23 protein-coding genes are annotated in these 25595 nt (G+C 68.9%); 5 read left to right on the top strand and 18 right to left on the bottom strand.

Annotated features, from left to right (window positions below; genetic code table 11):
* The first annotated feature begins 21 nt into the window (after positions 1-21).
* Entirely contained in the window at positions 22-1308 is a 1287-nt protein-coding gene (locus tag ACFWUU_RS12105) for a histidine kinase dimerization/phospho-acceptor domain-containing protein (protein WP_380175038.1), read from the top strand.
* A gap of 19 nt (positions 1309-1327) precedes the next feature.
* Here ACFWUU_RS12105 and ACFWUU_RS12100 read toward each other — a convergent pair whose 3' ends face one another.
* From ACFWUU_RS12100 to ACFWUU_RS12090, 3 genes are all read right to left on the bottom strand, one after another.
* A complete protein-coding gene (locus ACFWUU_RS12100; protein ID WP_380175036.1) occupies positions 1328-3388 on the bottom strand; it encodes a transglycosylase domain-containing protein in 2061 nt (686 codons plus the stop codon).
* 91 nt (positions 3389-3479) lie between these two features.
* On the bottom strand, positions 3480-4736 hold the full coding sequence (locus ACFWUU_RS12095) for a sensor histidine kinase (protein WP_380175034.1): 1257 nt from the start codon (positions 4734-4736) through the stop codon (positions 3480-3482).
* Positions 4721-5395 carry a response regulator transcription factor gene (locus ACFWUU_RS12090; RefSeq protein WP_380175033.1) on the bottom strand — a complete coding sequence of 225 codons (675 nt, stop codon included), beginning with the start codon at positions 5393-5395 and terminating at the stop codon, positions 4721-4723. Before ACFWUU_RS12090 ends, ACFWUU_RS12095 begins: the two co-directional genes overlap by 16 nt.
* Positions 5396-5491: 96 nt before the next feature.
* On the opposite strand from ACFWUU_RS12090, the gene ACFWUU_RS12085 reads away from it, so the two are divergent.
* From ACFWUU_RS12085 to ACFWUU_RS12075, 3 genes are read left to right on the top strand one after another with little or no spacing between them, the layout of a single operon-like run.
* Complete coding sequence (locus ACFWUU_RS12085) at positions 5492-6223, top strand: ABC transporter ATP-binding protein (protein ID WP_380175032.1); 732 nt, start codon at positions 5492-5494, stop codon at positions 6221-6223.
* On the top strand, positions 6220-6975 hold the full coding sequence (locus tag ACFWUU_RS12080) for an ABC transporter permease (RefSeq protein ID WP_380175031.1): 756 nt from the start codon (positions 6220-6222) through the stop codon (positions 6973-6975). The genes ACFWUU_RS12085 and ACFWUU_RS12080 overlap by 4 nt, the downstream gene beginning before the upstream one ends.
* Positions 6972-7418, top strand: a complete 447-nt coding sequence (locus ACFWUU_RS12075; RefSeq protein WP_380175029.1) for a hypothetical protein — start codon at positions 6972-6974, stop codon at positions 7416-7418. Before ACFWUU_RS12080 ends, ACFWUU_RS12075 begins: the two co-directional genes overlap by 4 nt.
* A gap of 22 nt (positions 7419-7440) precedes the next feature.
* On the opposite strand, the gene ACFWUU_RS12070 is transcribed toward ACFWUU_RS12075, so the two are convergent.
* The 12 genes from ACFWUU_RS12070 to ACFWUU_RS12015 all read right to left on the bottom strand — a co-directional run bounded on the left by ACFWUU_RS12070 (position 7441) and on the right by ACFWUU_RS12015 (position 21466).
* Positions 7441-8262 carry an alpha/beta hydrolase gene (locus ACFWUU_RS12070; RefSeq protein ID WP_380175027.1) on the bottom strand — a complete coding sequence of 274 codons (822 nt, stop codon included), beginning with the start codon at positions 8260-8262 and terminating at the stop codon, positions 7441-7443.
* A 13-nt stretch (positions 8263-8275) separates the two neighbouring features.
* Complete coding sequence (proC, locus tag ACFWUU_RS12065) at positions 8276-9100, bottom strand: pyrroline-5-carboxylate reductase (RefSeq protein ID WP_380175025.1); 825 nt, start codon at positions 9098-9100, stop codon at positions 8276-8278.
* A complete protein-coding gene (locus tag ACFWUU_RS12060; protein WP_380175023.1) occupies positions 9097-10107 on the bottom strand; it encodes a proline racemase family protein in 1011 nt (336 codons plus the stop codon). The genes proC and ACFWUU_RS12060 overlap by 4 nt, the downstream gene beginning before the upstream one ends.
* Entirely contained in the window at positions 10098-12353 is a 2256-nt protein-coding gene (locus ACFWUU_RS12055; protein ID WP_380175021.1) for an aminotransferase class III-fold pyridoxal phosphate-dependent enzyme, read from the bottom strand. Before ACFWUU_RS12055 ends, ACFWUU_RS12060 begins: the two co-directional genes overlap by 10 nt.
* Positions 12354-12425: 72 nt before the next feature.
* Positions 12426-13814: a metallopeptidase TldD-related protein gene (locus ACFWUU_RS12050; RefSeq protein WP_380175019.1), complete on the bottom strand. Its 1389-nt coding sequence runs from the start codon at positions 13812-13814 to the stop codon at positions 12426-12428.
* A complete protein-coding gene (locus ACFWUU_RS12045) occupies positions 13811-15268 on the bottom strand; it encodes a TldD/PmbA family protein (protein WP_170989898.1) in 1458 nt (485 codons plus the stop codon). The genes ACFWUU_RS12050 and ACFWUU_RS12045 overlap by 4 nt, the downstream gene beginning before the upstream one ends.
* Positions 15269-15334: 66 nt before the next feature.
* Positions 15335-16324, bottom strand: coding sequence for a pyridoxal-phosphate dependent enzyme (locus ACFWUU_RS12040; RefSeq protein WP_380175017.1), 990 nt, complete (start codon positions 16322-16324; stop codon positions 15335-15337).
* On the bottom strand, positions 16321-17130 hold the full coding sequence (locus tag ACFWUU_RS12035; RefSeq protein ID WP_137257131.1) for an ABC transporter ATP-binding protein: 810 nt from the start codon (positions 17128-17130) through the stop codon (positions 16321-16323). Before ACFWUU_RS12035 ends, ACFWUU_RS12040 begins: the two co-directional genes overlap by 4 nt.
* Before the next feature lie 9 nt (positions 17131-17139).
* A complete protein-coding gene (locus ACFWUU_RS12030; RefSeq protein ID WP_380175015.1) occupies positions 17140-18168 on the bottom strand; it encodes a FecCD family ABC transporter permease in 1029 nt (342 codons plus the stop codon).
* Positions 18165-19229, bottom strand: coding sequence for a FecCD family ABC transporter permease (locus tag ACFWUU_RS12025; RefSeq protein ID WP_380175013.1), 1065 nt, complete (start codon positions 19227-19229; stop codon positions 18165-18167). Before ACFWUU_RS12025 ends, ACFWUU_RS12030 begins: the two co-directional genes overlap by 4 nt.
* A 1-nt stretch (position 19230) precedes the next feature.
* Positions 19231-20259 carry a Fe(3+) dicitrate ABC transporter substrate-binding protein gene (locus tag ACFWUU_RS12020; protein ID WP_380175011.1) on the bottom strand — a complete coding sequence of 343 codons (1029 nt, stop codon included), beginning with the start codon at positions 20257-20259 and terminating at the stop codon, positions 19231-19233.
* Between the two features lie 37 nt (positions 20260-20296).
* Positions 20297-21466, bottom strand: coding sequence for a C45 family autoproteolytic acyltransferase/hydolase (locus ACFWUU_RS12015; RefSeq protein ID WP_380175009.1), 1170 nt, complete (start codon positions 21464-21466; stop codon positions 20297-20299).
* A 131-nt stretch (positions 21467-21597) separates the two neighbouring features.
* Here ACFWUU_RS12015 and ACFWUU_RS12010 point away from each other — a divergent pair, with 131 nt between their 5' ends.
* On the top strand, positions 21598-22539 hold the full coding sequence (locus tag ACFWUU_RS12010) for a MurR/RpiR family transcriptional regulator (RefSeq protein WP_170989899.1): 942 nt from the start codon (positions 21598-21600) through the stop codon (positions 22537-22539).
* Position 22540: 1 nt separating this feature from the next.
* Here the strand turns inward: ACFWUU_RS12010 and ACFWUU_RS12005 are convergent, their stop codons facing one another.
* The 3 genes from ACFWUU_RS12005 to ACFWUU_RS11995 are packed head-to-tail and all read right to left on the bottom strand — an operon-like array spanning position 22541 to position 25591.
* Positions 22541-23110 (bottom strand): Chromate resistance protein ChrB, encoded by a 570-nt coding sequence (locus ACFWUU_RS12005; protein WP_137257137.1) that lies wholly within the window; start codon positions 23108-23110, stop codon positions 22541-22543.
* 10 nt (positions 23111-23120) lie between these two features.
* Positions 23121-24878 (bottom strand): FAD-binding protein, encoded by a 1758-nt coding sequence (locus tag ACFWUU_RS12000; protein WP_380175007.1) that lies wholly within the window; start codon positions 24876-24878, stop codon positions 23121-23123.
* Positions 24875-25591 carry a VIT1/CCC1 transporter family protein gene (locus ACFWUU_RS11995; RefSeq protein WP_137257139.1) on the bottom strand — a complete coding sequence of 239 codons (717 nt, stop codon included), beginning with the start codon at positions 25589-25591 and terminating at the stop codon, positions 24875-24877. Before ACFWUU_RS11995 ends, ACFWUU_RS12000 begins: the two co-directional genes overlap by 4 nt.
* Positions 25592-25595: the final 4 nt, after the last annotated feature.

The raw sequence follows: 25595 nt of genomic DNA, 5'->3' as shown, positions 1-25595 counted from the left end.
ATCTGCCGTCATGATGGCTCTATGCGGCGTCGTGTCAGCAGGGTCGCCCTTGCGGCGGCACTTGTCTCACTGATCCTCGTGGCCGTGCCGTTGGCGATCGGCATCCGCATCTCGTTTTTCTCCGACGAACGCACCGAGCTCGAACGCGCAGCGTTGGCCGCCGCCATCCAGGTCGGGCCGGACTTCACCGGCAACGACCCGGTCGAGCTTCCGGCCCCGAGCACCGACGGGCAGCTGGCCGTCTACGACAGTTCGCTCAGGTTGCGCGCAGGCACCGGTCCCCAGGTGGCCGACGATCCGACACGGGCCGGGCTGGCCGGGAAGGTGGTCCAGGCCGAGTCGGGTAGCTCCTTGGTCGTCGCCGTACCGGTCGCATCGTCGGAACGGGTCATCGGCGTGGTCCGGGCCTCGTCACCGATCAACGCCGTCTGGGCCAGGGTGCTACTCGCCTGGCTGGCCGTACTCGGGGGTGCGCTCGTGGCCCTCGCGATCGGCGTCGCCGTCGCGACCTGGCAGGCGAAGCGTTTGAGTGCCCCGCTCGAGTCGTTGGCCCGGACCGCGGACCGGGTCGCGGCGGGCGACCTGTCCGCGCGGGCCGAGCCGAGCGGGATCGCGGAGGTCGACGCGCTGGCCAACGCACAGAACACCATGGTCGAACGCCTCTCTCACGTGCTGGATCACGCCCGGAACTTCGCGGCGGACGCCGCGCATCAACTCCGTACGCCGCTGGCGGGCCTGCGTCTGACCTTGGAGGCAGCGCAGACCGACCCAGCCGCTGATCCTCGGGTCGCCGTCGACGAAGCGTTTCTGCAGACCGGCGAGCTGCAGCGCACCGTCCAGGACGTCCTCGACCTGTCCCGGCTGCCGGCCGAAGGACCCCGCGGCCCGCTCGGCACGCTGGACGCGCTCTTCGCCGAGATCGAACACCGCTGGCACGGCATGCTCGCCGAGCGAGGTCGACGGATCGTATTCAGCGTGGAGGATCCGGTCGGTCGCCGGTTCCTCCCCCTCGCCAACTGCCGCCAGATCCTCGACGTCCTCCTCGACAACGCCCGGACCCACGGCCGCGGCACTGTCCGGGTCACCGCCCACGACGTACTCGACACAACCGCAATCGACGTCGAAGACGAAGGCACGATGCCCGCCGACCCCGCGGACATCTTCGCCCGCGGCACCCGCGGGCCGACCGATCGCGGAGCCGGCATCGGTCTTGCTCTGGCCCGCAACCTTGCCGAAGCCTGCGGGAGCCGTCTCGTCCTCGCGTCCTCCTCCCCCACGGCATTCCGCGTGCTGATCCCGGATGAGTGAAGACGCACGCCTGACCGCGTCAGCCCGGCAGGCTGCCGAGGACCCGGCTGGGTGGGGCGACGAAGCGCTCGACGGGCAACCCCTGCAAGGCCTCGCGCATGGCGGACTCCCATAGCGGTCCCGCCGTACCGGAGCCCGTCGGGTCGGCGATGTCCTGGCCGTTCAGTTGGTGGCCGAACATCAGGTTCGTGTACGGCGGGGTCGCGTCGGCGACCACGGCCGCCGCGGCGAGGTTCGGGGTGTAACCGGAGAACCAGACGGCGAGGTTGTTGTTGATGGTGCCGGTCTTGCCGGCCAGGTCCCAGTTGCCGAAGGACAGGTTGCCGCCGGTGCCGCCCGGCTGCATGACCGCGCTCAGCACCCGGTTCACACCATCGGCGACCCACGGTTGGAGAACCTGCTTGCAGGACTCGGCCGGCGTCGCGATCGCCTTTCCGGCCTGATCGGTGATGGACGTGACCAGCAGCGGCTGGCAGTAGACACCGCGGGCGGCGAAGGTCGCGTACGCATCGGAGAGCATCAGTGGAGTCACGTAGCCGACTCCGAGCGTGAACGACACCACCTGGTCCAGCGGCTTCAGCGTCTGCGCGTTGTACATCCCGAGCTTGGCTGCGATCGTCGCGGGTGCGCACAGTCCGGTCTTCTCGGACAGTTGCAGGAAGTACGTGTTCACCGAGTATCGGGCCGCGTCGACCATGGTGAAGTCGCCGCTCCTGGTCGAGTTCTGCGGCTGGTAGTTGAGATCCCGGGTGGAGCCGTCGCAGGTCCGGAAGCGGACGCCGCTCAGGTCGATCTGCTGGGGCGAATTGATCTTGTAGTCGATCGGGATGCCCTGCTGGATCGCGGCGGCGATCGTGAACGCCTTCATCGTCGAGCCGTTCTGGAACCCGCCGTACCCGCCGGCGTAGGACTTCTCGACGTTGTAGTTGTACGCCGTCTCGTCCCGGCCCTCGCCGTACGGCTTGCTCTGCACCATCGCCTCGACCAGCCCGGTCCCGGGCTGCACCACGGTGATCGCGGCGATCGTGTTGTCGGTCGGCTTGGTGTGCTCGTCGACCGAACGCTGCGCGGCCGCCTGGATCCGCGGGTCCAGCGAGGTCCGGATCGTCAGGCCGCCGGTCTTCAGGTCGCGGTCGCGCTCCTGGACGGTGTCGCCGAGCGCCGGATTCTGCAGCAGCTTGGAGACGACGTACTCGCAGTAGAAGGGGTACGGCGAGTTGGCGCAGCCGTTCGGCACCGTGCGGACCTTGGACAGGTCGACCACCGGTGTCCGCATCGCCGTGTTTGCCTCGGCGACCGAGATCACGCCGAGCTGGAGCATCCGCGCGATCACGGTGTCGCGACGGTCCTTGGCCTGCACCGGATCGGTCACTGGGTCGTAGCCGGTCGGGTTCTTCACGATGCCGGCCAGCATCGCCGCCTCGGGCAGGGTGAGTTGGGAGGCGTTGACGCCGAAGTAGTGCTGGGCGGCCGACTGGACGCCGTACGTGCCGTCACCGAAGTTCGCCAGATTCAGGTATTTGTCGAGGATCTCGTCCTTGGAGAATTGCTGCTCTACCGCGATCGCGTACCGGAGCTCGGTCAGCTTGCGCTGGTACGTCGGCGCGGTCGCGGCGCGCTGCTCGGCCGGCGTACGGGCGTTCTCCAGCAGGGTGAGCTTCACGTACTGCTGGGTGATGCTCGAGCCGCCCTGTTGCGTGCCGTCGGCGTGGTTGCGGATCATCGCCCGCAGCGTGCCCTGCAGGTCGAGCGCGCCGTGCTGGTAGAACCGTGAGTCCTCGATCGCGACGATCGCCTGCCGCATGCTCGGCGCGATCTTGTCCAATCCGACCGGAACCCGGTTCTCGTCGTACAGGGTCGCGATCAGACTGCCGTCGTCGGCCAGGATCCGCGTCCGCACATCCGGCGGCTGTGCAGTCAGCTGCTGCGGCAACCCGCGCAGCGAGTCCACCACTTCCTCGCTGCCGAACCCTGTCAACCCTGCTAGCGGTACCACCAGCCCGGCGACCAGCGCACCAGCCATCGCACTGACGCCGAACAACCTCGCCAGCAACCGGAATCCACCCCGACCGGTGCGCACTCCCCCAAGCTAGCTCGCGATCCCAGCCCACACACGGCTCTCTCAGCGCGGTCTCATCGAGCGCCAGACTGTTGCTGTCAGCAACGGAGTACTACGAGGGCGCGGCGCTCGGCAGGCGGACGGTCAAGGTCGAGGTTCCGGCGATCGTGACAGTGCCGCGGTGGCGTCGGACGATTTCGGTGACGATGGCCAGGCCGAGACCGACTCCACCGGTTTCGCGACCGCGAGCGCCGTCCAGGCGGACGAACCGGTCGAACACCCGGTCCCGCTCGGACAGCGGGATGCCCGGTCCGTCGTCGGCGACCGTGAGTACGACGGTATCGCCGGCCTCGGCCAGGCCCAGCCTGATCTCGGACCGGGCGTGGCGGGCCGCGTTGCCGGTGAGGTTGCGGATCATCCGGGTCAGCGCCGACTCGTCACCGAGGACCTGGCCGCCCGACACGCCGGACGTCACCACCGCGAGTCCGGTCGCCGAGCGCAATCGACGAGCCTCGGTGATGAGCAGGTCGTCCAGATCGACCGGTGTGTGCGGCAGAACAGCGGGCTGCTCGCCTGAGCTCGCCAGCAGAAGCAGGTCGTCGACGAGCTGCTGCATACGCACGTCTTCGGCCAGAACCGTTTCCGCGAGCTCCGCCGACGTTGTTCGCTCGGGATGCGCTGCCGCGACCTCGGCGTGCTGGCGGATCGTGGCGATCGGCGACCGCAGCTCGTGCGCCGCGTCGGAGACGAAGCGCTGCTGGGCCTCGTGGGTGGTCTGGAGCCGGTCGAGCATCCGGTTCATGGTGGCGCCGAGCCGGCCGATCTCGTCCCGGCGAGTGGCCGGGACGCGACGATGCAGCTCCGTCGCGGAGATCTCGTCGACCTCGCGCCGGATCGCCGTCACGGGCGCGAGCATGCGACCGGTCACGACCCAGGTCACGGCGCCGACGACCAACATCATCAGCGGTACGCCGATCACCAGCACGCGGCGGACGAACCGGGTCGAGTCGAGCACGTCCACCAGCGGACGGCCAACCACGACCTCGTCGCCGCTCGAGGCCTTCGCCGCCGCGAACACGAAGTCTTCGCCGTGGCCGGGCGGCTCGACGGAGACACACTGCGAACCCGGCGACGCCAGAGGTGTGCCGCCGCCCACGAGGCGGCCGGACCGATCTGTCACCTGGACGATCTCGCGGGTGGATGACGACGAGCCTCCACCGGCCACGGCCAGTTGAGCCGCGCGGTCGCGGGCGTCTTGGCAGACCTGATCTGTGAGCACAGAACCGAGCAACGCGACGAGTATCAAGGCACCCCCGACCAGGGCCAGACCGACCACGAGGACCGCGGCCACTGTCACCCGCGCACGCACGGCTGCTCCTCGAGGCGGTATCCCGATCCTCGCAGGGTGGTGATGGAGCCGTCGCCGAGCTTCCGGCGCAGGCGGCGGACGTACACCTCGACGATGTTCGGGTCGCCGTCGAAGTCGTCGTCCCAGAGCTCGGCGAGGATCGTCCGCTTCGACACCACCTGCCCACGTCGGCGGATCAGGAACTCCAGCAACGACAACTCGCGCGCGGTCAGCGCCAGTACGTCGGCACCGAGCCAGGCCGTCCTCGCCGCGGGATCCAGCCGCAGCTCTCCCGCCTCGAGGACACACGGCCGTTCGGCGGCGCCGCGTCGTACCAAGGCTCGCAGCCGGGCGATCAGTACGGCGTACGAGAACGGTTTGGTCAGGTAGTCGTCGGCACCGTTGTCGAGGGCACGGACCTGGTCGGTGTCCGCGTTCCTTGCCGTCAGCATCAAGATCGGCGTCCAGACCTGCTCGGCGCGGAGCGTCCGGCAGATCGTCAGCCCGTCGATCCCGGGCAGCATCAGGTCCAGCAGCACGACACCGTACGGATGCTCGCGGGCGAGCCACAGCCCGTCCGTGCCGGTCAGCGCGACGTCGACCGCGTACCCCTCGGCCTCCAGGCCGCTGCGCAACCCGGCCGCCAGCCGCGGTTCGTCCTCGACTACGAGTGCCCGCATCACCCACCTCCAGGCGATCCTCCTTCATTCTGGCTGAATCCCGGCTGAATGCAGCGGTTCAGCGAGGGTTCAGCCTCGCGGACCTACGGTCGGTGCATGGCTGCCATCGAGGCGATCGACCTCACCAAGCGGTACGGCGCACGCATCGCCGTCGATGCGCTCGCCTTCAGCGCCGAGCCGGGCGAGGTGATCGGCCTGCTCGGGCCGAACGGCGCCGGGAAGACGACCACGATCCGCCTGCTGACGACGATCCTCGAGCCCAGCTCGGGCACCTTCACGGTCGCCGGCGAATCAGGCGATCGGCCGGATCGGATCCGGCAACGGATCGGCGTACTGCCGGAGAGCGCCGGCTATCCCGCTCGTCAGACCGGTTCGGAGTACCTGCAGTACGCCGCGCGACTCTTCGGCCGGAACCGCGCCGATGCACGCACGGTGGCAGAGCGATTGCTGGGCGAGGTCGGTCTCGCGGACCGCGGCAACAGCCGGATCTCGACGTACAGCCGTGGGATGCGCCAACGGCTGGGGATCGCCAGGGCCTTGGTCAACGATCCGGTCGTCGTGTTCCTCGACGAACCGACACTCGGCCTGGATCCGGCCGGTCAACGGGAGATCCTCGCGACGATCAGTGATATCGCGGGCAGGCGCGGGGCGACTGTGGTGCTGTCGACGCACACGCTGACCGAGGTCGAGGAAGTCTGTAGCGCCGTGATCATCCTCGACCACGGACAGCTCCGCGCCAGCGGTCCGATCGACGAGGTCGTCGCCGGAACGGGCAGTCTGAGTACGACGTTCCTCGCGCTGACCGAGGACCACGGGGGCCAGTCATGACGGCCTGGCACGTGGTCGCCGAACGCGAGAGCCGGGACCTCTGGATCGGGGGACGCGGTCCGGTCCTGGCGTTCGGGTTCAGCGTGCTGCTCAGCGCGATGACGTACCTGGCCGCGACCAACCGGGCGATGAACTTCCTCGAACGGCGGGAGGCGGTGAACCTCACGGTCCAGGTCGCCCTGGCCGTCGGGGTCCTGCTCACCGTCGTGGTCAACGCCGACGCGATCAGCGGCGAACGCGAACGCGGAACCCTGGAAAGCCTCCTCCTGACCCCGGCCTCCCGGCGGGCGATCGTGCTCGGCAAACTTATCGCCGCGTCGACCATGTGGCTCGCCTGCCTGATCGTCACAGTCCCCTACCTGTGGGTCCTCGGCGGCGCCGGGTCGGCCACCGTTCTCGCCCTCACCGTCGGCACACTGGTCGCGATCGGACTCGGCGGTATCGGCCTGCTCTTCAGCGCCTGGTCCAACTCGAACAAGGCCAGCCTCGCCGGCGGCCTCCTCCTGCTCCTCGTGCTGTTCGCCCCGACCCAGCTCCCGGCGTTGCCGAAGACCGGCTTCGGCCAGGCACTGACCCGGATCAACCCGATCGGATCCGCTCTGCACTACATGTCGCCGATCATCGTCAACCGCCGCAGCTGGACGCACGATCTCAGCTACCTCGTCGCGCCGACGGTGATCGCCATTGTCGTGCTCGCCGCTCTGATCGGCTTCGCCCCACGACTCGTCCGACTGACAGCAGGCTCGCGATGAACATCCTCAATCTGCTCGCGACAGTCCTGCTCGCGAACCCCACCGTGACCATGAACCACGACGAACTCACCGCACAGCTCGGCCAAACCCTCACCGTCGAATCTGTCGTCAACAGCCCCGGCGCGGCCATCGCGCACCTCAACGTCGTCAGCCTCGACGGCGTGTACGTCGACCTCGAGGACTGGACCCAGGACGTCACCCAATCCGTGCCGGCCGGCGGCGAGACCCAGCTCGACTGGGAGTTCCAGGCCGTCAACCCGGGCCACTTCGCGGTCTACGTCGTACTCATCCCCCGGAACGGCGCCCTCGTCGCCGGCCCGGCGGTACACGTCACCGTCGCCCCACGCCAGAACCTCGACACCAGCGGCGCGCTGGCGGTAGCCATCGCCGTACCGCTCCTCCTCGGCGCCGCGGCCCTGGTCAGCCACCGGAGAATCCGATGAACACCCGCGGACTGTCCGTCGATCAGTTGCCGATGGCGTTCTTCAGCTGGGTGGCGAAGAACCGCTCGACGGTCGGGAGGATCCTGCGGCCGGAGTGAGCGACGCCGTCGACGAGGTCGAACGTGATGTCGAGGCCGTGGGAGCGGTAGTTCTGCTCCAAGGTGCGGAGACGTTCGATCCGGGTGGTGCCGGTGAGTTCGGCGCCGTCCATCCAGTTGGACTCGCCGCGGTTCATGATCTCCCAGGTCTCGACGTCCTCGGAGCCGACGACGAGCTGGATCGGGACCCGGCGGAGCGCGTCGAAGTCGATCGACTGACCGAACCGCTCCTCGAAACCCTTCGTACCGAGCCACCACGGCAGGCTGTCGTCGAGTTGGGTGATCCGGCCAGGTGCGCCGATCGAAGCAGCGGCCAGGCGGTCCGGATGCAGGTAGAGGAACCGGTGGGCGAACTGCCCGCCGCCGGAGAAGCCGTGCAGGTAGAACCGCTCGGCCGCGACCGGGAACCGCTCCGCCACCTCGTCCACGATCGCCAGCAGCATCCGGTCGAAGCGGATCCCCTGGTACTCGATGAACTTGAAGTTGTGCAGGTCGGCCGGATCGACCAGCCCGGCCGGGAAGATCGGCGTCAGTACGACGACGCCGTGCTCCTCGGCGAAGTCCGCCGACTGGTCGCGGTAGTTGGTCGCGGACCGCGCCGTACCGTGCTGGATCACGACCAGCGGCACACGCTCGTCGCCGGTCAGCCGGCGCGGTACGTAGAGGCAGTAGTGCAGCCGCGGATCGATCCGGGACGCGAAGATCGGGGTCTTGCCGCGCTGGTAGACGGTCGCGGTGTCAGTCATGGGAGTCCTCGATTCACCGACCTGTCCGGTCGGCCTGCTCGCTGATCTGGTTGGTTCGGTCCCGGCCGGCTTCGGTCGCGGCCATCACGGCGCCGCGGACCCCGGCCTTCTCGAGTTCGCGGATGGCGGTGATGGTGGTGCCGCCCGGACTGCTCACGGCCGCGCGAAGGTGCACCGGGTCGTCGCCCGAGTCGCGGAGCATGGCGGCGGCACCGACTGCCGTCTGGATCACCATCTCCTCGGACAACGCGCGGGGCAGTCCGAGGAGTACGCCGGCGTCGATCAGCGCCTCGGCGAAGTAGAAGAAGAACGCCGGGCCGCTGCCGGAGAAGGCTGTGATTGCGTTCAGCTGCGTTTCGGGGACGCGGACGACCTTGCCGACTGCTCGGAGGAGGGATTCGGCGCGGTCCAAGTGTGTGTCCTCGGCGTATGCGCCTGCGCTGATCGCGGTGATGGCTTGGCCGACCGAGGCGGCCGTGTTCGGCATCGCCCGTACGACGGGTGTCTTCGGCAGGTCGCTCTCGACGCGCCCCGTGCTGACGCCGCCGATGACGGAGATGACGAGGTGGTCGGGCGTCAGGTGCTCGGCGAGCCGGGGCAGCAGGTCCTCGATGTGGTACGGCTTCACCATCAGGACCACGGTGTCCGACGCTCGAACGGCCTCGGCCAGCCCGGAGGTCGAGACGCCGAAGCGCTCGCGCAGGTACGCCGCTCTGTCGGGCAACTGCTCGACGACGGCGATCTGGTCCTGATTGACGAGCGGAGTGTCGCCGTCGAGCAACCCGGAGAGCAGAGCGGCACAGATGTTGCCGCCGCCAACGATCGCGAGGCCCTTCATCGCAGCACGAACCCGGTGCCGAGCGGATCGTGGGGATCCAGCGTGAAGGTGGCACGGCCGGTCTCGTACGCCATACCGGCCACCTCGGTGATCACCGCGTCATGCCCGTCCGCCTGGACCTGTTCGAGCACCCGGCCCAGGAACGTCGTACCGACGATCGACTCGTGCCGCAGCGTTCGCCCGATCGGCAGCCGGCCGTCCGCGGCCAGCAGGGCGATCCGCGCGGACGTACCCGATCCGCAGGGCGAGCGATCGAGCTCGCCGTCCGCGAAGATCGTGACGTTGCGCTGGTGCGGGCCGTCCGCGTCGTCGCCGAGATCGTCGTACAAGATCGTGCCGTAGATGCCGTCGAGGCGGCTGTCGCTGGGATGGCGGGCCCACTCGGTGTCGTTCAAGGCCCACTTGATCTCGCGTCCGATGCTGATCAGGTCGGCGGTGTGCTCGGGTGCCACGGCAAGGCCGAGCGATCGCGCCGGGACGAACGCGTACAGGGCGCCGCCGTAGCTGATGTCGACGCGCACCTCGCCCCGGCTGGTCGTCACCTCGACGTCGCGCGCCACGACGTACGACGGGATGTTCTGGAACGCCACCTGCTGCACCTCGCCGCCCGCACAGGTGACCCGTGCGACGACCCGGCCGGAAGGTACGTCGATGACGACGTCCGTGTCGCCGTCCGCCGCGGCCTCCACCTGTCCGGTACGCACCGCCCAGGCGCCGAGCGCGATCGTGCCGTGCCCGCAAGCCGTCGAGTAGCCGTCCTTGTGCCAGAACAGGACCCCGAGGTCGGCGCCGTCGTCATCGGCCGGCACCAGGAATCCGCCGTACATGTCGGCATGGCCACGCGGCTCGTTGACCAGCAACTGCCGTACGGCGTCGACCTCGGCCGACTGCTGCGCGTACGACCGCCGATCCAGCACGCTCACGCCAGGAATCTCGGGCACTCCCGCCGTCACGATCCGGAACGGCTCGCCCGCGGTGTGATAGTCGGTCACGCTGATCAGGTCCATCGGTCTCTCGCTTTCTGGAACGCCGCAATGAAGTACTCGACCTCGGTAGCAGACCAGATCAGCGGCGGCCGGATCTTCAGCACTCCCCCACCCGGTCCGGTCGTGCCGACGAGTACGCCGTACTCCCGCAACCGCTCGGCGAAGTCCGGAGCATTCGGCAACTCCACGCCCACGATCAGTCCCTGCCCGCGCGCCGGAGTACCCAGCTCGGCCAGCCCGGCGCGCAGTAGGTCGCCGATCTCGCCTGACCGCGCAACCAAGCCCTGCTCCTCGATCACATCGAGCACCGTGAGCGCCGCGACGCATGACACCGGATTGCCGGCGAACGTGCTGAAGAACTCGTCGACCGCCGCGAACCGCTCCGCGATCTCCCGGCGCGTGATCAGCGCCGCGACCGGATGCCCGTTGCCCATCGGCTTGCCCAGCGTGACGAAGTCCGGCGTGAGCCCGAAGTCGAGGAACCGCCACAGATTCCGGCCACCACGCCCGAACCCGGCCTGCACCTCGTCCGCCAGGAACAACCCGCCGGCTTCTCGCACTTCGGCCTGCAACCCGCGCATGAAGTCGTCGCCGGGCGTCAGGATCCCCGCGCTGCTGAACACGCTGTCGACCGCGAGCAACGCGACCTCATGCCCGGCCCGGCGCAGCTCGTCGTACCCGGCGCGCACCCGCTCGCGAGCATCCGCGCCGGTTGGCTGCTCACCGTCCGCGGACAGCCGCGGTGCCTCGAAGATCCCCACGTGCGCAGGTCGCGCTGACGGTGGGTAGGTGTTCGTCGACCAGGCAGCCGTGGCCTCGCTGACCCCGTGGTACGCGAGGTCTGCGACGAGCACTCCCGACCGGCCGGCCGCGATGCGAGCCATCCGCCAGGCGAGGTCATTGGCCTCACTGCCCGAGTTGACGAACACGCAGGTGTCCAGCCCGTCCGGCATGGTCGCGACGAGTCGCTCGGCCAGCTCGACCGCATGCGGATGCAGGTAGCGCGAGTTCAGATTGAGTACGGCGGCCTGCCGTGAGATCGCTTGTACGACAGCCGGATGCGCGTGCCCGACGACCGGAACGTTGTTGTAGGCATCGAGATACCGTCGCCCGTCGGCCGTGGACACCCAGGCCCCGGCCGCCCGCACGACCTGCAGAGGTTCGCGGTAGAACAGCGGCGAGAGATCACCACCGAGGGCTGCGCGCCGTCGCGGCAGGAGCGTGGGGTCGGCCACGGTCGTGACGCGCGACGTGCCACAGAGGTGGTGGAACCGGTCGGCGAGGTCGGTCAGCGCGGCCCACTCGTCCAGGATGCGCCAACTGCCGGCCACGAGGCTGGTCAGGTACTCCTCGTTGTCCGGGTACAGCGGCGCCCGCCAGGCCGAGATCAGAATGCTCGCGGCCGAGCGGGCCAGCACCAACTCGCCGATCAGCTCGACCTCCGCGGGGTCGAGCGGCAGGACGCGCTGGTAGGCGTCGAGGAACTGCCGTGCGTCACCCCAGAGATCGGCGGACTCCCGCAGCAACGACGTCAGGCTGATCGCGAGGTCGCAGACCCTGGCGGTGTGGTGCATGTCCCCGAAGTCGATCACGCCGGTGATCCGTCCGTCCCCGATCAGGACGTTGCTCAGCGTCAGGTCCCCGTGCAACACCGATGCCGGCAACCCACGGGTCGCGTCATCGAGCCCGGCGAACCGTTCCAGCAGGTCACGCAACTGCGTCCGACGGCTTTCGCCCGGCACGCTCTCCACGTATCCGGCCAGATCGACGACCAGCCGGGGATCCCAGTCGAGCTTGCGGTACGCCGCCGGGTGGCCGAACCCCTGGAGCGCGCGAGCGAACTCCGCACAGACCGTCCCGAACTCAGCCGCGAACCACGACGGAAGTGCGGTCAGGTCCGCGTCCGCGCCGGGCAGGACCGTGATGACGCGAACCTGATGGATGCGCCCGTCAGCGGCCTCGAGGGTGGCGATCGGTTCGCCGGCGGTCGTGGGCAGGAGCCGGGGTATCGGGAGGTCCGGAGCGACTGCCTCCACGTGCTGCATCGCGGCGCACTCCATCGCGATCTGGCCGGCATCGTCGCCCGAGTTGGAGACCTTCACCACCAGGTCCGTACCGGCGAGGAAGTTCCGGTCGCGTTCACTCCGCAGCTCGGTCAGGCGCGCGGCCACGCCGTACGTCTCGAGCAGCAACTGTGAAACCGTCGGGGTGTCGACAGCCGGCGGATCGGCGACCATGCTCGGGGTCCGTTCCGGCGTCACGTCCACGGCAACTCCTTCGTCCGCGCAGGTGGAACAGCAGCGCCCCGCGGTTTGAGCACGACGCGGGGCACTGCTGGATCAGGGGAGGACGAGCGGCCCGGCCTCGACCAACAGCGACGGCACCACAACGCTCTCCATGAACGTCTGGTCGCAGCGCTCGCGGGTCGATCCGATGCCGATGATCGCGTTCATCACGTCGTCCATCCGGAAGGTGAACCGCAGCTGCGGATGCCAGCCGACCAGCTCGCCGTCCTCGGCCCAGTACGTCGCGTCTCGCGTCGTACCGGTGACGAGCGTCTCCTTCGGATGCAGCACCCGCAGGTAGTCGAGCCGGTTCACCACCAGGCCGCTGCCGGTCTCGGCCAGCAGTTCGTCCTCACTCGACGTACCCGCGTCGAGCAGTAGGTGCGACGGGACGGGATCACCACCGAACCGCCATCCGTCCGGTACGGCGTGACCGGTCGGCACTCCGCCCGTGACGCCGGCCCGGCGACGGTCCGAGACGAGCCCGACGAGCACTCCCTTGTCGAGCAGCGGTGTCCGCCGCCGAACGTTGCCTTCAGCATCGAATCCGCTGGGCAGCCCGTCCGGGTCGCAGCCGTCGTCGACGAGGGAGACCAGGTCACTGGCGACCTTCTCGCCGAGCCGACCGGACACGACCGACCGTCCGGTCGCATACGCGTTCGCGCCGAGGACCGCGTAGCCGTAGGTGGCGATCAGCGCGTTGGCGGCTTGTGGCTTGAGCAGCACCCGGCAGGTGCCGTGCCGGGCATCGATCGTCGGCAGCGGCCGAAGGGCAGCGCGCAGCCGGTCGGGAATCTCTTCGATCGGGAGCTGGTCGGCGTCGCGATGCATCAGCCTGACGCTCACGGACCGGCCGTCCTGTTTGGCGATCGCCTGGATCGATGCCTTGGTCAACGTCTCGGCGCGGAACAGGCCGGTGGCATCGGCAACGACCCGATCGAGGACGTCGTACCGGATGGCGCCGCCGAGCGTGGCCGACGAGTCCAGCCCGTCGCGCACGGTCGTGAACCAGCGATGCCTCACCGCCGGATCCGATTCGAGCACCGACGGAGCTGCCGGGATGACAGGCGTCGCCACCTCGTGGTCCCCGCCGTGCGCGGTGTCGGCGGCGTCTGGGCTTGCCTCGGATGGGATGGGTGGGAGGTCGGAGATAGCTGCGTTCAGGCGGTCGGCGAGGGAGCGGACCGCGTCGGGGTCCAGCGTCTCGAGCGATCCGGCGACCGATCGGCCGTTCCGGTCGACGCGGACGCGGACCCGGAGCCGGCGTTCGCTGTGCTGAGCGGTGATCGCGGACTCGGCGTACCGCAGGAGATCTGCATGCTCGCCGAGGATGTCGAGCCGCGCGCCGTCGCCGAGAATCTCCAGCGCCCGACGGACGTCCGCTTCTTTTACCCCCGCCGAGCGAAGCGAGCCGGCGTCTGTCTCCTTTGTCCTGTTTTTCATCGTCCCACCTGCACATTCTGGAAACGGCCCGGCACGGTGCCGTGGCCCACGTGGGCGACCTGCAGCGGCTCACCCTTGTTGCACGACGGGACGCCGTGCACCCTCCACTCGTCCGGTCCGCCGAGGGCGTCGAGACTGCCCCAGAAGGTCGGGGTATCGCTCTGGTACGTACAGTTCTTCAGCATCCGCCCGACCTTGCCGTCGCGGATCTCCCAGCCGATCTCCGTCTGGAAGCGGAAGTTCATCCGCTGGTCGTCGATCGAGAAGCCGCGGTTGGTGTCGACCAAGATGCCGCGCTTGGTACCGGCGATCATCTCGTCGAGCGACGACTCCCCCGGCTCGAGGCAGATGTTCGTCATCCGCACCAGCGGCAGTCGCTGCCACCCGTCCGCGCGCGCCTGCCCGGTCGACTGGCCGCCGAGTGCGCCGGCGTACTCGCGGCTGGACATGTAACCGGTGAAGATCCCGTCCTTGACCAGCTGAGTCCGCTGCGCCGGCGTTCCCTCGTCGTCGTACTTGAACGAGCCGAGCGCGCCGGGGATCGTCGCGTCCGCGTACGCCGAGACGATCGGCGTACCCCACCGGAAGTTGCCGCGTCGCTCGGGCGTCGCGTAGGTGCCACCGGCCAGACTCGCCTCGGTCCCGAGCGCGCGGTCCGCCTCCATCGGGTGGCCCGCACACTCGTGCAGCACCATCGCAAGTTGGTTGCTGCCAGCAACCAACGTGGTGATCTCGTCCGGACACTGCGGCGCGGACAGCAGTGCGACCGCCTCGGACGCGACGCGGGCCGCGTTCTCCGGCAGGCCGAGCGACAGCACGTGCTCGAAGCCGGCCGTCGCGAAGTCGCCGCGCTGACCGCGGATCTGCCGTGGCACCCCTTGCGGGAACGATCGGCGTTGTACGTCGTTCCCGTCGCCGGCGTTGACCATCAGGCCGCCGCCGCTCTCGGTCAGCGTCTGCTCGATCATCGCGCCCTCGGTGTTCGCGAACACCTTCTCGTCGCGGTAGAAGTCCACGGAGGCTTCGATCTGCTGGACCAGCGGCCCGGCCGTCGACGCCTCCTTCACCGTCGCCGACAGCAGGTCGAGCTTGGTCGACAGCGGAACCGTGAACGGGTCGACGACCATCGGCGACGACCAGGTGTCCCGCGTCGTCACCGGTTCGCCCAGCACGACCCGGCCGCCACCGGCGGCCCGCGCCTGGCCGACCGCCTGGCCGACAACGGCGTCGAGACCCTGCGGGTCGAGCCGGTGCGTGGCGGCGAACCCCCACTGACCGCCGATCAGGACCCGCAGTCCGAGTCCGAGCGAGTCGTCGTAGTTCACCTCACCGGGACCGTCGAGCTCCACCAGGACCTGCTCGTGCGTACGCCGGACTACCCGGATGTCGCCGAACTGAACGTCGGCAGGCAGAAGACCGAGCACCACCTCGGCAAGCTCACGGTAACCAGTCACGAGTCGGACCTCCGATGCACAAGGTTGGGTTGATACCGACACTGTAGCAGACACTACAGGATTTCATCAGTCTGTTGTTTTCACTACAGACGCCAGCGTCGCCGCGGAGATGTTCGCGCCGCACGACACCACCGCGACGCGCTTGCCCGCCAATTCGGTCCGTCGTTCCCGCGCGGCCGCGAACGCCAACGCCGCCGACCCCTCGATCAACTGATGCTCGGTATCGATGACCATCGCGAGCGCGCTCCCGATCGCGTCCTCCCCGACGACCACCCAGTCGTCGACGAGCTGCCGGCACAGGTCGAACGTGATGCTGCCCGGCTCGACGCTGCCCGCCGTACCGTCCGAGAGCGTCTCCGCGGCATCGACCTGGACGATCTCGCCCGCCCGCACAGACGCCGACATCGCATCGTCGAGCGCGGGCTGAGCGCCGTACACACGGATGCCGGGCAGGTGTTTCTTCAACACCGACGCAACGCCGCTGATCAGTCCCCCGCCGCCGACGGCGACCACGACCGCGTCGAGTGTCGCCCCGTCGAGCTGCTCGAGAATCTCCACCGCGACCGTGCCCTGCCCGGCAATGACATCCGGGTCGTTGTACGGCGGAACGTAGACCAGGTCGTGCTCGGCGGCGTACGCCCGCGCCTTGGGTTCGAGTACGCCGGAATCGTTGCCTTCAGCCCGTATTTCGAGACCGATCCGGCGGAGCGCGGCGACCTTGCTCGGCGACGCGTTCTCCGGCAGGTAGACGATGCCGTGCCCGCCCAGGGTCGCCAGCGCGTTGCCGACCCCGAGACCGTGATTACCGGTCGAGGCGGTCACCACGTCCGCGTGCCGCTGGGCATCGGTGAGCGTGAGGATCTTCGCCATCGAACCGCGGGCCTTGAACGAGCCGGTGCGTTGGAGATGCTCGCACTTCACCAGCACCTCCGCACCCAGCTCGTCGCTGAACGCACCGAACCGGACGAAGGGTGTCGGCGGCAGATGTGCACGCAGCTTCGGCGCGACAAGCTCGGACCGTTCGGCAACCTCCGCCGGGCTCAACGTCGGGCTCATCCGGTTGCCACTGACAACTTGGCGCGGAGGCCGGCGCGCAGCGGGATACACATCGGCTTGCCGCTGACGGGATGCGGGACGACCTTCGACTCCACCCCGAACACGTCGCGGATGATCTCGCAGGTGAACACGTCCTCCGGCGTACCTTCGGTGATCAGCGTGCCGGACTTCATCACGAAGACGTGGTCGGCGTACTCGGCCGCCATGTTGAAGTCGTGCAGCACCATGGCGACGGTCTTGCCCTGCTCCTGGTTGAGCTTGTGGAGCAGGTCGAGGACCTCGAGCTGGTACGCGACATCCAGGTAGGTGGTCGGCTCGTCCAGCAGGATCAGGTCGGTGCCTTGGGCAAGGCACAGCGCGATCCACACCCGCTGCCGCTGACCACCCGAGAGCTGATCGACGTGCTGATGGCGCAGCTCGGCGGTCGAGGTCACCTCCATGGCCCACTCGACGGCTTCCTTGTCCACCGAGCTCGGGGTCTTCAGCGACGTACGGTGCGGATGGCGGCCGAACCAGACCAGGTCCTCGACCGAGATCGACTCCGGGGTGACGAGGACCTGCGGCAGGATCGCGAGCAGTCTCGCGACCTCCTTGGTCGGGGTGTCCTGGATCGACTTGCCGTCCAGGATCACGCTCCCCTTGGCCGGTGGAAGCAGCCGGGCCAGGGCCCGCAATGCCGTGCTCTTGCCGGAGCCGTTCGGGCCGATCAGCACCGAGACCTTCCCGTCCGGGATGGTCAGGGTCAGATCCTGAGCGACGACGCGCTGGTCGTAGGCGAGCTGGACGCCTTGTGCCTGCAGACGCATGAGGAGGTCCTACTTTCCGGTCTTCACGAGCAGGTAGAGGAAGTACGGTCCGCCGACGACCGCGGTGATCAGGCCGGCCGGGACTTCCAGTGGGGGCGCGATACCGCGGCCGAGCATGTCCGCGAACAGCATCAGCAGCACGCCGAACAGGCCGGCCGCCGGAAGCAGCGCGAGGTGCCGGCCGCCGAAGACCCGGCGGGCCATGTGCGGGGCGATCAGCCCGACGAATCCGATCGTGCCGGACACCGCGACCGCCGCCGAGGCCAGCGCGACCGCGAACAGCAGCAGGGTCCGCCGCGTCCGTTCAACCGGTTCGCCCAGCCCCGCGGCGAGGTCGTCGCCGAGGCCGAGCACGTCGAGTTTGCGAGCCCAGACGATGATCAGTGGAACGAGTACGGCGACCCAGGGCAGGATCTCCAGGACGGAGCTCATCGTCCGGCCGAACAGGCTGCCGGTCAGCCAGATCAGCGCCGCACTCACGTCCAGCGGATTGCGGACGAGCAGGAACCGGATGCCGGCCTCGAACGCCGCCGATACCGCGATGCCGACCAGCGCGATCCGCACCGGAGTAGCACCCCGCCGGTACGCCAGGAGGTACACCAACGCCGCCGCGATGAGGCCGCCGACGAACGCCGCCGGTACTACGGCCACCACGGGGATGCTGGGGATCGCCAGCAGCAGGAGCATCCCGGCGAAACCCGCGCCCTTGGTAACACCGACAACATCCGGAGCCGCGAGCGGGTTGCGGATGACGCCCTGCATCACCCCACCGGACACCGCCAGCGCGATACCGACCAGCCACGCCAGCAACACCCGGGGCAGCTGGAACTGCACCACAATCTGCGCGGCCTGGTCGCTGGTGTCACCAACGATCGCCTTGAAGACATCGCCGATCGAGACATCGGTCGCGCCGACGCTCAGGCTGTAGAACGACAGGACGACGGCCAGGACGCCCAGCGAGCCCATCAACACGCCCGGATGGCGCTGGGCCAGCGTCGTACGTCGGACGCCCTGCGCAATGATCGCTGTGCTGGTCATGAGGTCACCTTCTGCCTGCGGGCCAGGTACACGAAGATCGGTGCACCGATGAGTGCCGTCACCACGCCGGCGGGGACTTCGTACGGCGGTTTGACGTAGCGCGACACGATGTCGGCGTACAGCACGAGGACGGCGCCGCCCACCGCACACAGCGGCAGCAGGACCGTGTAGCTGGAGCCGACCACGCGTCGCATGATGTGCGGCACGATCAACCCGATGAACGCCACCGGACCGGCCACCGACACGGCAGCGCCACACAGGACGATGACCAGCGTCGACCCGAGCAGCCGGGTCCGTTCGATGTTCTGGCCGAGCCCGCGGGCCATGTCGTCGCCCAGCGCCAGCAGGTTCAGCGGCCGCGCCATCGCGAACGCACCCAGCAGCCCGAGGACCAGCCAGGGAAGCAGGTTGCGGACATCGGGCCAGCCCGCGAAGTTCACGCCGCCGACCAGCCAGAACAGAACGCTGTCGGCGGAGTTCTCGTTGAAGATGATCAACACCTGCGTCAGCGAGATCAGCAGGCTGCTCGCGGTCACACCGGCCAGGGCGAGCCGGATCGGACTGACCCGCCCCCGCCCCGAACCGGCCAGCAGCATCACCGACACTCCGGCCGCGGCGGCTCCGCCGAACGACAGCAGGATCGTCGGTGCGCCGGACAACGACGGCAGGACGGTGATCGCCAGCACGACCACGAAGGCTGCGCCGGCGTTCACCCCCATGATCTCCGGCGCGGCCAACGGGTTCGCAGCCACGGCCTGCATCAGCGCACCGGCCACCGCCAGGGCGGCGCCGACGCAGAGCGCCAGCACCACCCGCGGCAACCGGATCGACTGGATGATCAGCTGGTCCGGCGTATCCGCCCGGAAGATCGCACCAGGCACCCGCGACAACGGGATGTGCTGACTTCCGATCGACAAGCTCCACAGCACGCCGGTCAAGACCAGCACGAGCAGTACCAGCGTCGCCCAGAAGACCCGCTGCTTGCTCGTGACGATCTTCGGACGCTTGTGAGCGGCGTCCTCGAGAGGTTGTTTGGGCACAGTGCCCACGGACAGCGCCATGTCACTTCCCGTAGAGGAGTTTGACGGCTTCCTTGGCGACCACTTCGGAGGCGATCAGGCCACGCGACCGCGACCACTCGTTCGGGTCGACGTCGTACGTCGCGTTGTTCTTCACCGCCGGCAACTGCTTCCACAGCTGGCTCTTCGCCCAGGTGTCGCGCAGGGTCGGTCCGTCGTTCGGAGCGATGAACATGATGTCCGGCTTGGTGCCGACGAGCGTCTCCAGCGTGAGCGACACCGACGCGTCGGTACCACTGTCCGGCAACGCCGACGGAATGCCGATCGCGGACAGCACGCCCGGCGTGTAGGCCTTCGGCGGGAACCCGGTGAAGCCCTTCTCGGACGCCCGGACGAACAGCGCCTTGCGGCTCTCGTTCGCGGTCGCCTCGGCCTTCAGGTCCGACATCGTCTTGGCGTGCTCGGTCAGCCGCTGCTTCATCTGGTCGCACTTGTTCAGCGCGATCGCGGTCGACATCTCACTGTCCAGCACCTGCTGGTAGTTGCCGTTCAGGCTGGCGTAGGCGATCGTCGGCGCGATCTTCGACAGCTGCGCGTAGATCGCCTTGTGCCGGCCGCTGTCGGCGATGATCAGGTCCGGCTTCAGTGCGGTGATCACCTGGATGTTCGGCGTCGCCCGCAGGCCGACCGACTTGTAGGCGCTGACCTTCTCCCGCAGCGCGGGGATGATCCGCTTCGGTTCGTTGTCATCGGCAACACCGATCGGCGACATCCCGACCGCGACCAGGGCGTCGACGAAGGAGTACTCCAGCGCCACCACCTTGGTCGGGTTTCCGGTGATCGTGGTGGTGCCGAGATCGTGCTTGATGGTGCGGGTCGCTTTGCCGCACTCGTCCAGGTTCACACCGGGGCCGACGCCGGGCGCGGCGGCGGCACGGTCAGCATTCGGCGCCGCCCCCGCGGCCGGTGACACTGACGAGGAGGAGTTGCCGCAGGCAGCCAAGGCACCTGCGGCGACGGTCAGGGCGAGTACGGCGACAGCACGCCGTACCCGGGTGGCGGAGTAAGACATGGCACTTGCTCCTTGAGACTAAGGATGCGTGGCGGGGTCATCGCTGCCCGGCGAGGGCGTGGGCCGGGCCGGGTACGTCGGGACGGTCGTCGGGACCGGGACCGTCGTACAGGTTCCAGGGCGCCTGCTGGTAGCTGTTCGCACAGGGCAGGCCCGGGGTGAGCCGGTAGCTACCGGTGGTCAGGTCGACCAGGCTGGAGGCGATGGTGGCGTAGCGGTCGAGCTCGTGCCGGCGCGGGTCGACGTGCTGGCAGACGGCATCGGGGTGTCCGAAGTGGTCGCTCATCGTGGTGCGCACGATGGTGCTGACCGCTTCGTCGGTGCTGCCGTCGCGGCGGAGCCGGTGCAGGCCCGTCTCGACGCGCGGCACACGGTAGAGCGAGTCGACCGAGAACGGGCGGTAGGTGTTCTCGATCTGCGGCGGGACGAACGCCTGGAAGTGGTTGCCGTGAACCAGCAACCCGTCTGTCGGGTACATCCAGCCGTGCCGGCCGGGGGTGGTCTCGACGTCGATGGCGAAACCGTCCCGGTGGGTGAGCAACAGATTGCTGGACAGGCTCTGGCGGGCCTCGAAGACCGCCTTGAGCGCGTCGTGGAAGTCCCAGCTCTCCAGGACCTTGCGGCGGACGAGAGCACCCGGGACACCGGGCCCGCCGCCGAAGCCGGCGCCGAGTCCGTTCGCGTTCAGGGCGATCCCGGCCGAGTTGGCGCCGTGCCGGCCGACCTGGCCGGCCTCGACGTGGCAGATGATCGTGGGCTTGCCGGGCTGCGCGATCCGCAGGACCACGAGGGTTTCGGCGACGCCGTCCCACAGGTCCCAGTTCTGTCCGGCCCAGGTGTGGCCGAGCGCGTTGGCCTGCGGCAGTACGGCGAACGACGTACAGCCCTCGTCGTCGTCCTTGGACTCGAACGGGTTGCCGCGGGTCAGTTCGCCGCGGCTGTTCAGCGCGACGATCTCCGCGAAGCTCCGGCCCGACCCGTCGGCGATCCCGCGCAGTTCGGGCACGATGTCCGGGAGGTAGCCCGCCATGATCGGCACCCAGACGGCGGCGCGGTCGAGTACGTCGGACCACGCGAGTCCGGTCTTGTGGGCGATCGACTCGGCGTAGAAAGCCACCGAGGCGGCGATCTGCTCACGTGCTGCTTCGCCGTACTGACGGCCACGTTCACGCGGATCCGCCGCCGAAAGGTCGATAGTGTCGATCACGGAGAGCTCCCTGCACTGGGCCGTTGTGTCCACTACGAATATTCACCTGACGGTAGTGATTGCTACAATCGCTGTCAACGGATTCGCTGATGAAAAGATCTGCCGGGAGCGAATCGGACGGGAGGGATGTCATGACCACAGCGGAGGCCAAGCCACCGACCCTGCAGGAGCGCGTCGCGACGCGACTGGGGGATCTGACCGCGACCGAACGCAGGGTCGCCGAGTACCTGTCCGCGCATCCGCAGGAGGCCGCGTTCTCCTCGGCCGAGGAGCTCGGCCGGGCGACGGGCACCAGCGACGCCAGCATCGTCCGCACCGCCAAGGCCCTCGGGTACGACGGTCTGCCCGGGCTGAAGCGTTCGCTACAGGGCCACCTGCAGACGCTGCTCTCGCCGGCCAACCGGCTCAGCGCGAGCCTCGAGACCCTCGGCGACGGTCCGGAGACCGTCCTGCGCGCAACCCTCCGCGATCACATCGAGCACCTGATGATGGCCGAGCAGACCATCGACACGGCGGCGTTCCGGCGCGCCGTGGAGCTCGTTGACGCCGCCCACGAGACCGTCGTCTGCGGGTTCGCGGGCCTGGACGGCGTGTCGGAGTACATCGCCACCCATCTGACCCGGATCGGGCACCGGGCTCGTACGGCGACCGAGACCGGCTACCGGCTCGCCGACCGGATCCTGCTGCTCGGGCCGGACGACGTCGTGATCGTGATGGCGCACAACCGGGTGAACCGCGAGACGCGCACGATCATCGATCACTGCGCGGGGGCCGGCGTACCGGTGATCCTGCTGACCGACACGCTCGGCGAAGCTCTTCGCGACGAGGTCGAGGTCGTCCTGTCCGCGCGGATGAGCCGGCCGGGAGCGTTCACCAGCCAGGCAGTCGTGCTGATCCTGCTCGAGGCGCTGACGATCGCGGTCGCGGCGCGCGACCGTGGCCGGGCGCTCGAGAACACCGAGCGGATGAACCAGCTCCGCGAGGAACTCAACGGCTACCCGCTGGCGGACGAGACCGTCCTCGGCCACCAGCGCACCAAGGGCGGAGCAAAGCCGAAGTCCCGCGGCCGCTGATTCAGACGGTGCCTTCGGTGCGTTCGTAGACGTCTGCTTCGAACTCCTCGAGCAGGCGTTCGCAGTCCGCGACCTTGGACCGGGCAAGGTCCTTGCCGTCGGCATCCATCCAGTCCCGGTCCTCGACCTTGGTCAGCCAGCGGCGGAGCTTCTCCAGGTCCTGGCGGATCTCCTCGGCCTCCTCGAACGTGTAGTTCTCCCGGAACCGCTCGAACTCGATCTCCTTGACGAACTTGGTCTCGCACTCCTCGACGATCTCGGCGTACTCCTTGGCCGACTGGGTCCGGAAGCCCTCGACGAACTGCTCGCGGGCGTCGTCGTCGACCTCGGTCAGGGTCAGGAACACGCTCGAGCCGCCCAGCTCGGTGACCCGCTCGCGCACCTTCTCCATACCGGTCCGCAGGTCGTCGCGGTCCGGCAGCACGCACACGGCCTGCTGCACGTAGAACCCGCCGAGTCGCTTCAGCTCCCGCCACACCGCCACCCGGGCCCGCGAGGACTCGCTGGGAACCTTGTAGATGAGCAGCAGCCAGCTCTCGGGGCTCTTGGCCTTGGTACGTCGGGTCGCCATGCCGGACAGGTTATCCGCTGACACGACTTCGCAGCCCGTCGACGAGGAACGGCATCACCTCCTGCCAGTCCGCGACCAGGCCGACATCGCAATGCGCGAAGACCTCGGCGGCCGGATCGGTGTTGATCGCCAGTACGGTCCCGGCGCGGCTCGCACCGGCCAGGTGATTCAGGTTCCCGGACAGACCGACCGCGACATACATTCGGGGTGCGACGCTGCGGCCGGTGATGCCGATCTGACGACCGTGCGGGAGCCAGCCCTCGTCGGTGACCTTCCGGGTGGCACCGAGCTCGGCTCCGAGCAGGAGACGCATCGCCTCGAGCTCGTTGTACTTCTCCGGCGGAACTCCGCGGCCGACTCCGATCACAACCTCGGCGCGATCCAGAGCGTCGCCGTCGTCGCCGGTACGACGTTCGGCGCGGGCGATGGCGGGATCCGTCGCGACGGCCAGGACGTGCTCGGTGAGCTGCCGGCCGGCGCGCGGCGTACGGAGTGGCAGGAGTCCCGTCCGCAGCGTCGCGATCTGGGGTGTGCCGTGACTGACGATCTCCGCCAGCGTGCCGCCACCGGACGGCTTCAGACCGGCCAAGCGACCGTCCTTCGCCGTCAGGCTCACCAAGTCGGACATCAGCCCGGCGCCGAACACGACCGCCAGCCGGGCAAGTACTTCGCGATCCCACGGCAGGGCCGCGCCGAGCACGGCCCACGGCTCCCACTCGCGGATCCACCGTGCCAATGCGTGTGCCACGGGTCGCGGTTCGTCGCCGCTCAACGTGACGACCTCGTCGGCGCCCCACTGCGCGAGGTCGGCACTGCTCTGTTCTGTACGCACAGCGACGACGGCGCCGCCTGCCTCCGCGGCGAGCGCGGCGGCCGTTCCGAGCAGCGCCCGCGTCCCGGCTGCGGGGCCTGGGCCGACCAGTGCGACAACGTCCGGGCCGTGCCGTTGCGGGGTCGGCACGGGTTCGGCCGACTGGGCGACGGGAGCGTCGAAGCAGCCCCGGGCGATCAGCTCGGTGATGGCCCGGCTCACCTGCGTTTCGGGGCGGCCCCGGAAGATCACCGGGTCCCGGGTCAGTGGGGCCGGGTGGACCTGGGCGACCTTGGTCGGGCTGCCGGGCAGACCCCAGGCGCCGGCGGCGAGGTCGGTGGTGCTGACCCGGCGAACCGTGTCGGCCGACGGCCAGGACTCCGCCGGGACCTTGGCCGGCGGGCAGGACCGTTCGGCTACGGCGACCACGGCCGGGAGATCAATAAGAACAGACTCGGTGCCAGAGTCGTACTGGACTGTGGTGCGCAGCCGCCCGCCCTCAGCCTCCAGGGTGAGGACGGGACCGGTGAAGGGGAGGCCGAGCAGCTCGGCAAGCATCGCGCCGACAGCTCCGGTGCTGCCGTCGACCGAACTCGCGCCGACCAGGATCACATCAGGCGGCTCGTCCAGTACGGCGATCGTCGAGGCGAGCGCACGTGCGGTCACCAGGCAGTCCGACCCGGCCAGCGCAGGATCCGACAGATGCACTGCGTCGTCGACGCCCCACCCCAGCGCTTCCCGCAGTACGTCGACGGCGGCCGGCGGACCCATGGTGATCGCCGTACTGCGACCACCCGTCTCCCCCGCCAGCCGGACCGCCTGGGCCACTGCCCGACGGCACCACGGGTTCATCTCGGTGATCGCACCGGCCCGCTCGAGCCGTCCATCGGCGTCGAGGCGTCCGCTGTGGTCGCCCTTGGGCACCTGCTTCACCAGGGCCGTGACGAGGAGGTTCATGACAATCCTGTGCCGACGGCCAGGCCGATCGCGAAGGTGACCGCGGCCGACAGCCCACCGAGCAGCAGTTGGCGGCCGCCGCCGTACCAGAACGGGCGGCCGGTGATCTTGCCGACGATGCCGCCGGTGATGACGAGGCCGAGTGCGCTCAGCAGGAGCGCGGGCAGCACGCTGCCTGCGCCGAAGAGGAACGGGACGAGCGGGATCAGCGCGCCGACCGCGAAGGCCGCGAACGACGAACCCGCCGCCACCCAGGGCGAGGGCAGGTCGTTGGGGTCGACGCCGAGCTCCTCGCGGACGTGGACGTCGAGCGCGACCGCGGGGTTGACGGTCAACTCACGGGCGACCTCGGCGGCGAGCTCGGGGCGCAGGCCCTTGGCTTCGTACATCAGCGCGAGCTCGCGCTCCTCTTCTACCGGGTGGATCTCGAGCTCGCGTTTCTCGACCGCGATCTCGGCCTGCATCAGCTCGGTCTGGGACGAGACCGAGGTGAACTCGCCGGAGGCCATCGAGCAGGCGCCGGCGACCAGGCCGGCCAGTCCGGTCATGATCACGACCTTGCCGGTCGCACCGCCGCCGACCACACCGGCGACGAGGGCGAAGTTCGAGACCAGACCGTCCATCACACCGAACGTCGCGGGCCGCAGCCAGCCGCCGGTGACATCGCGATGGGAGTGGTGGATCTCAGGGGTTTCCGCAACTTCTGCGGTCATTTCG

The sequence above is a fragment of the Kribbella sp. NPDC058693 genome, assembly GCF_042715335.1.
GTDB lineage: Bacteria > Actinomycetota > Actinomycetes > Propionibacteriales > Kribbellaceae > Kribbella > Kribbella jiaozuonensis.
Note: the sequence above shows the minus strand (reverse complement) of the source record. Positions and strands in the feature narration are given on the sequence as shown.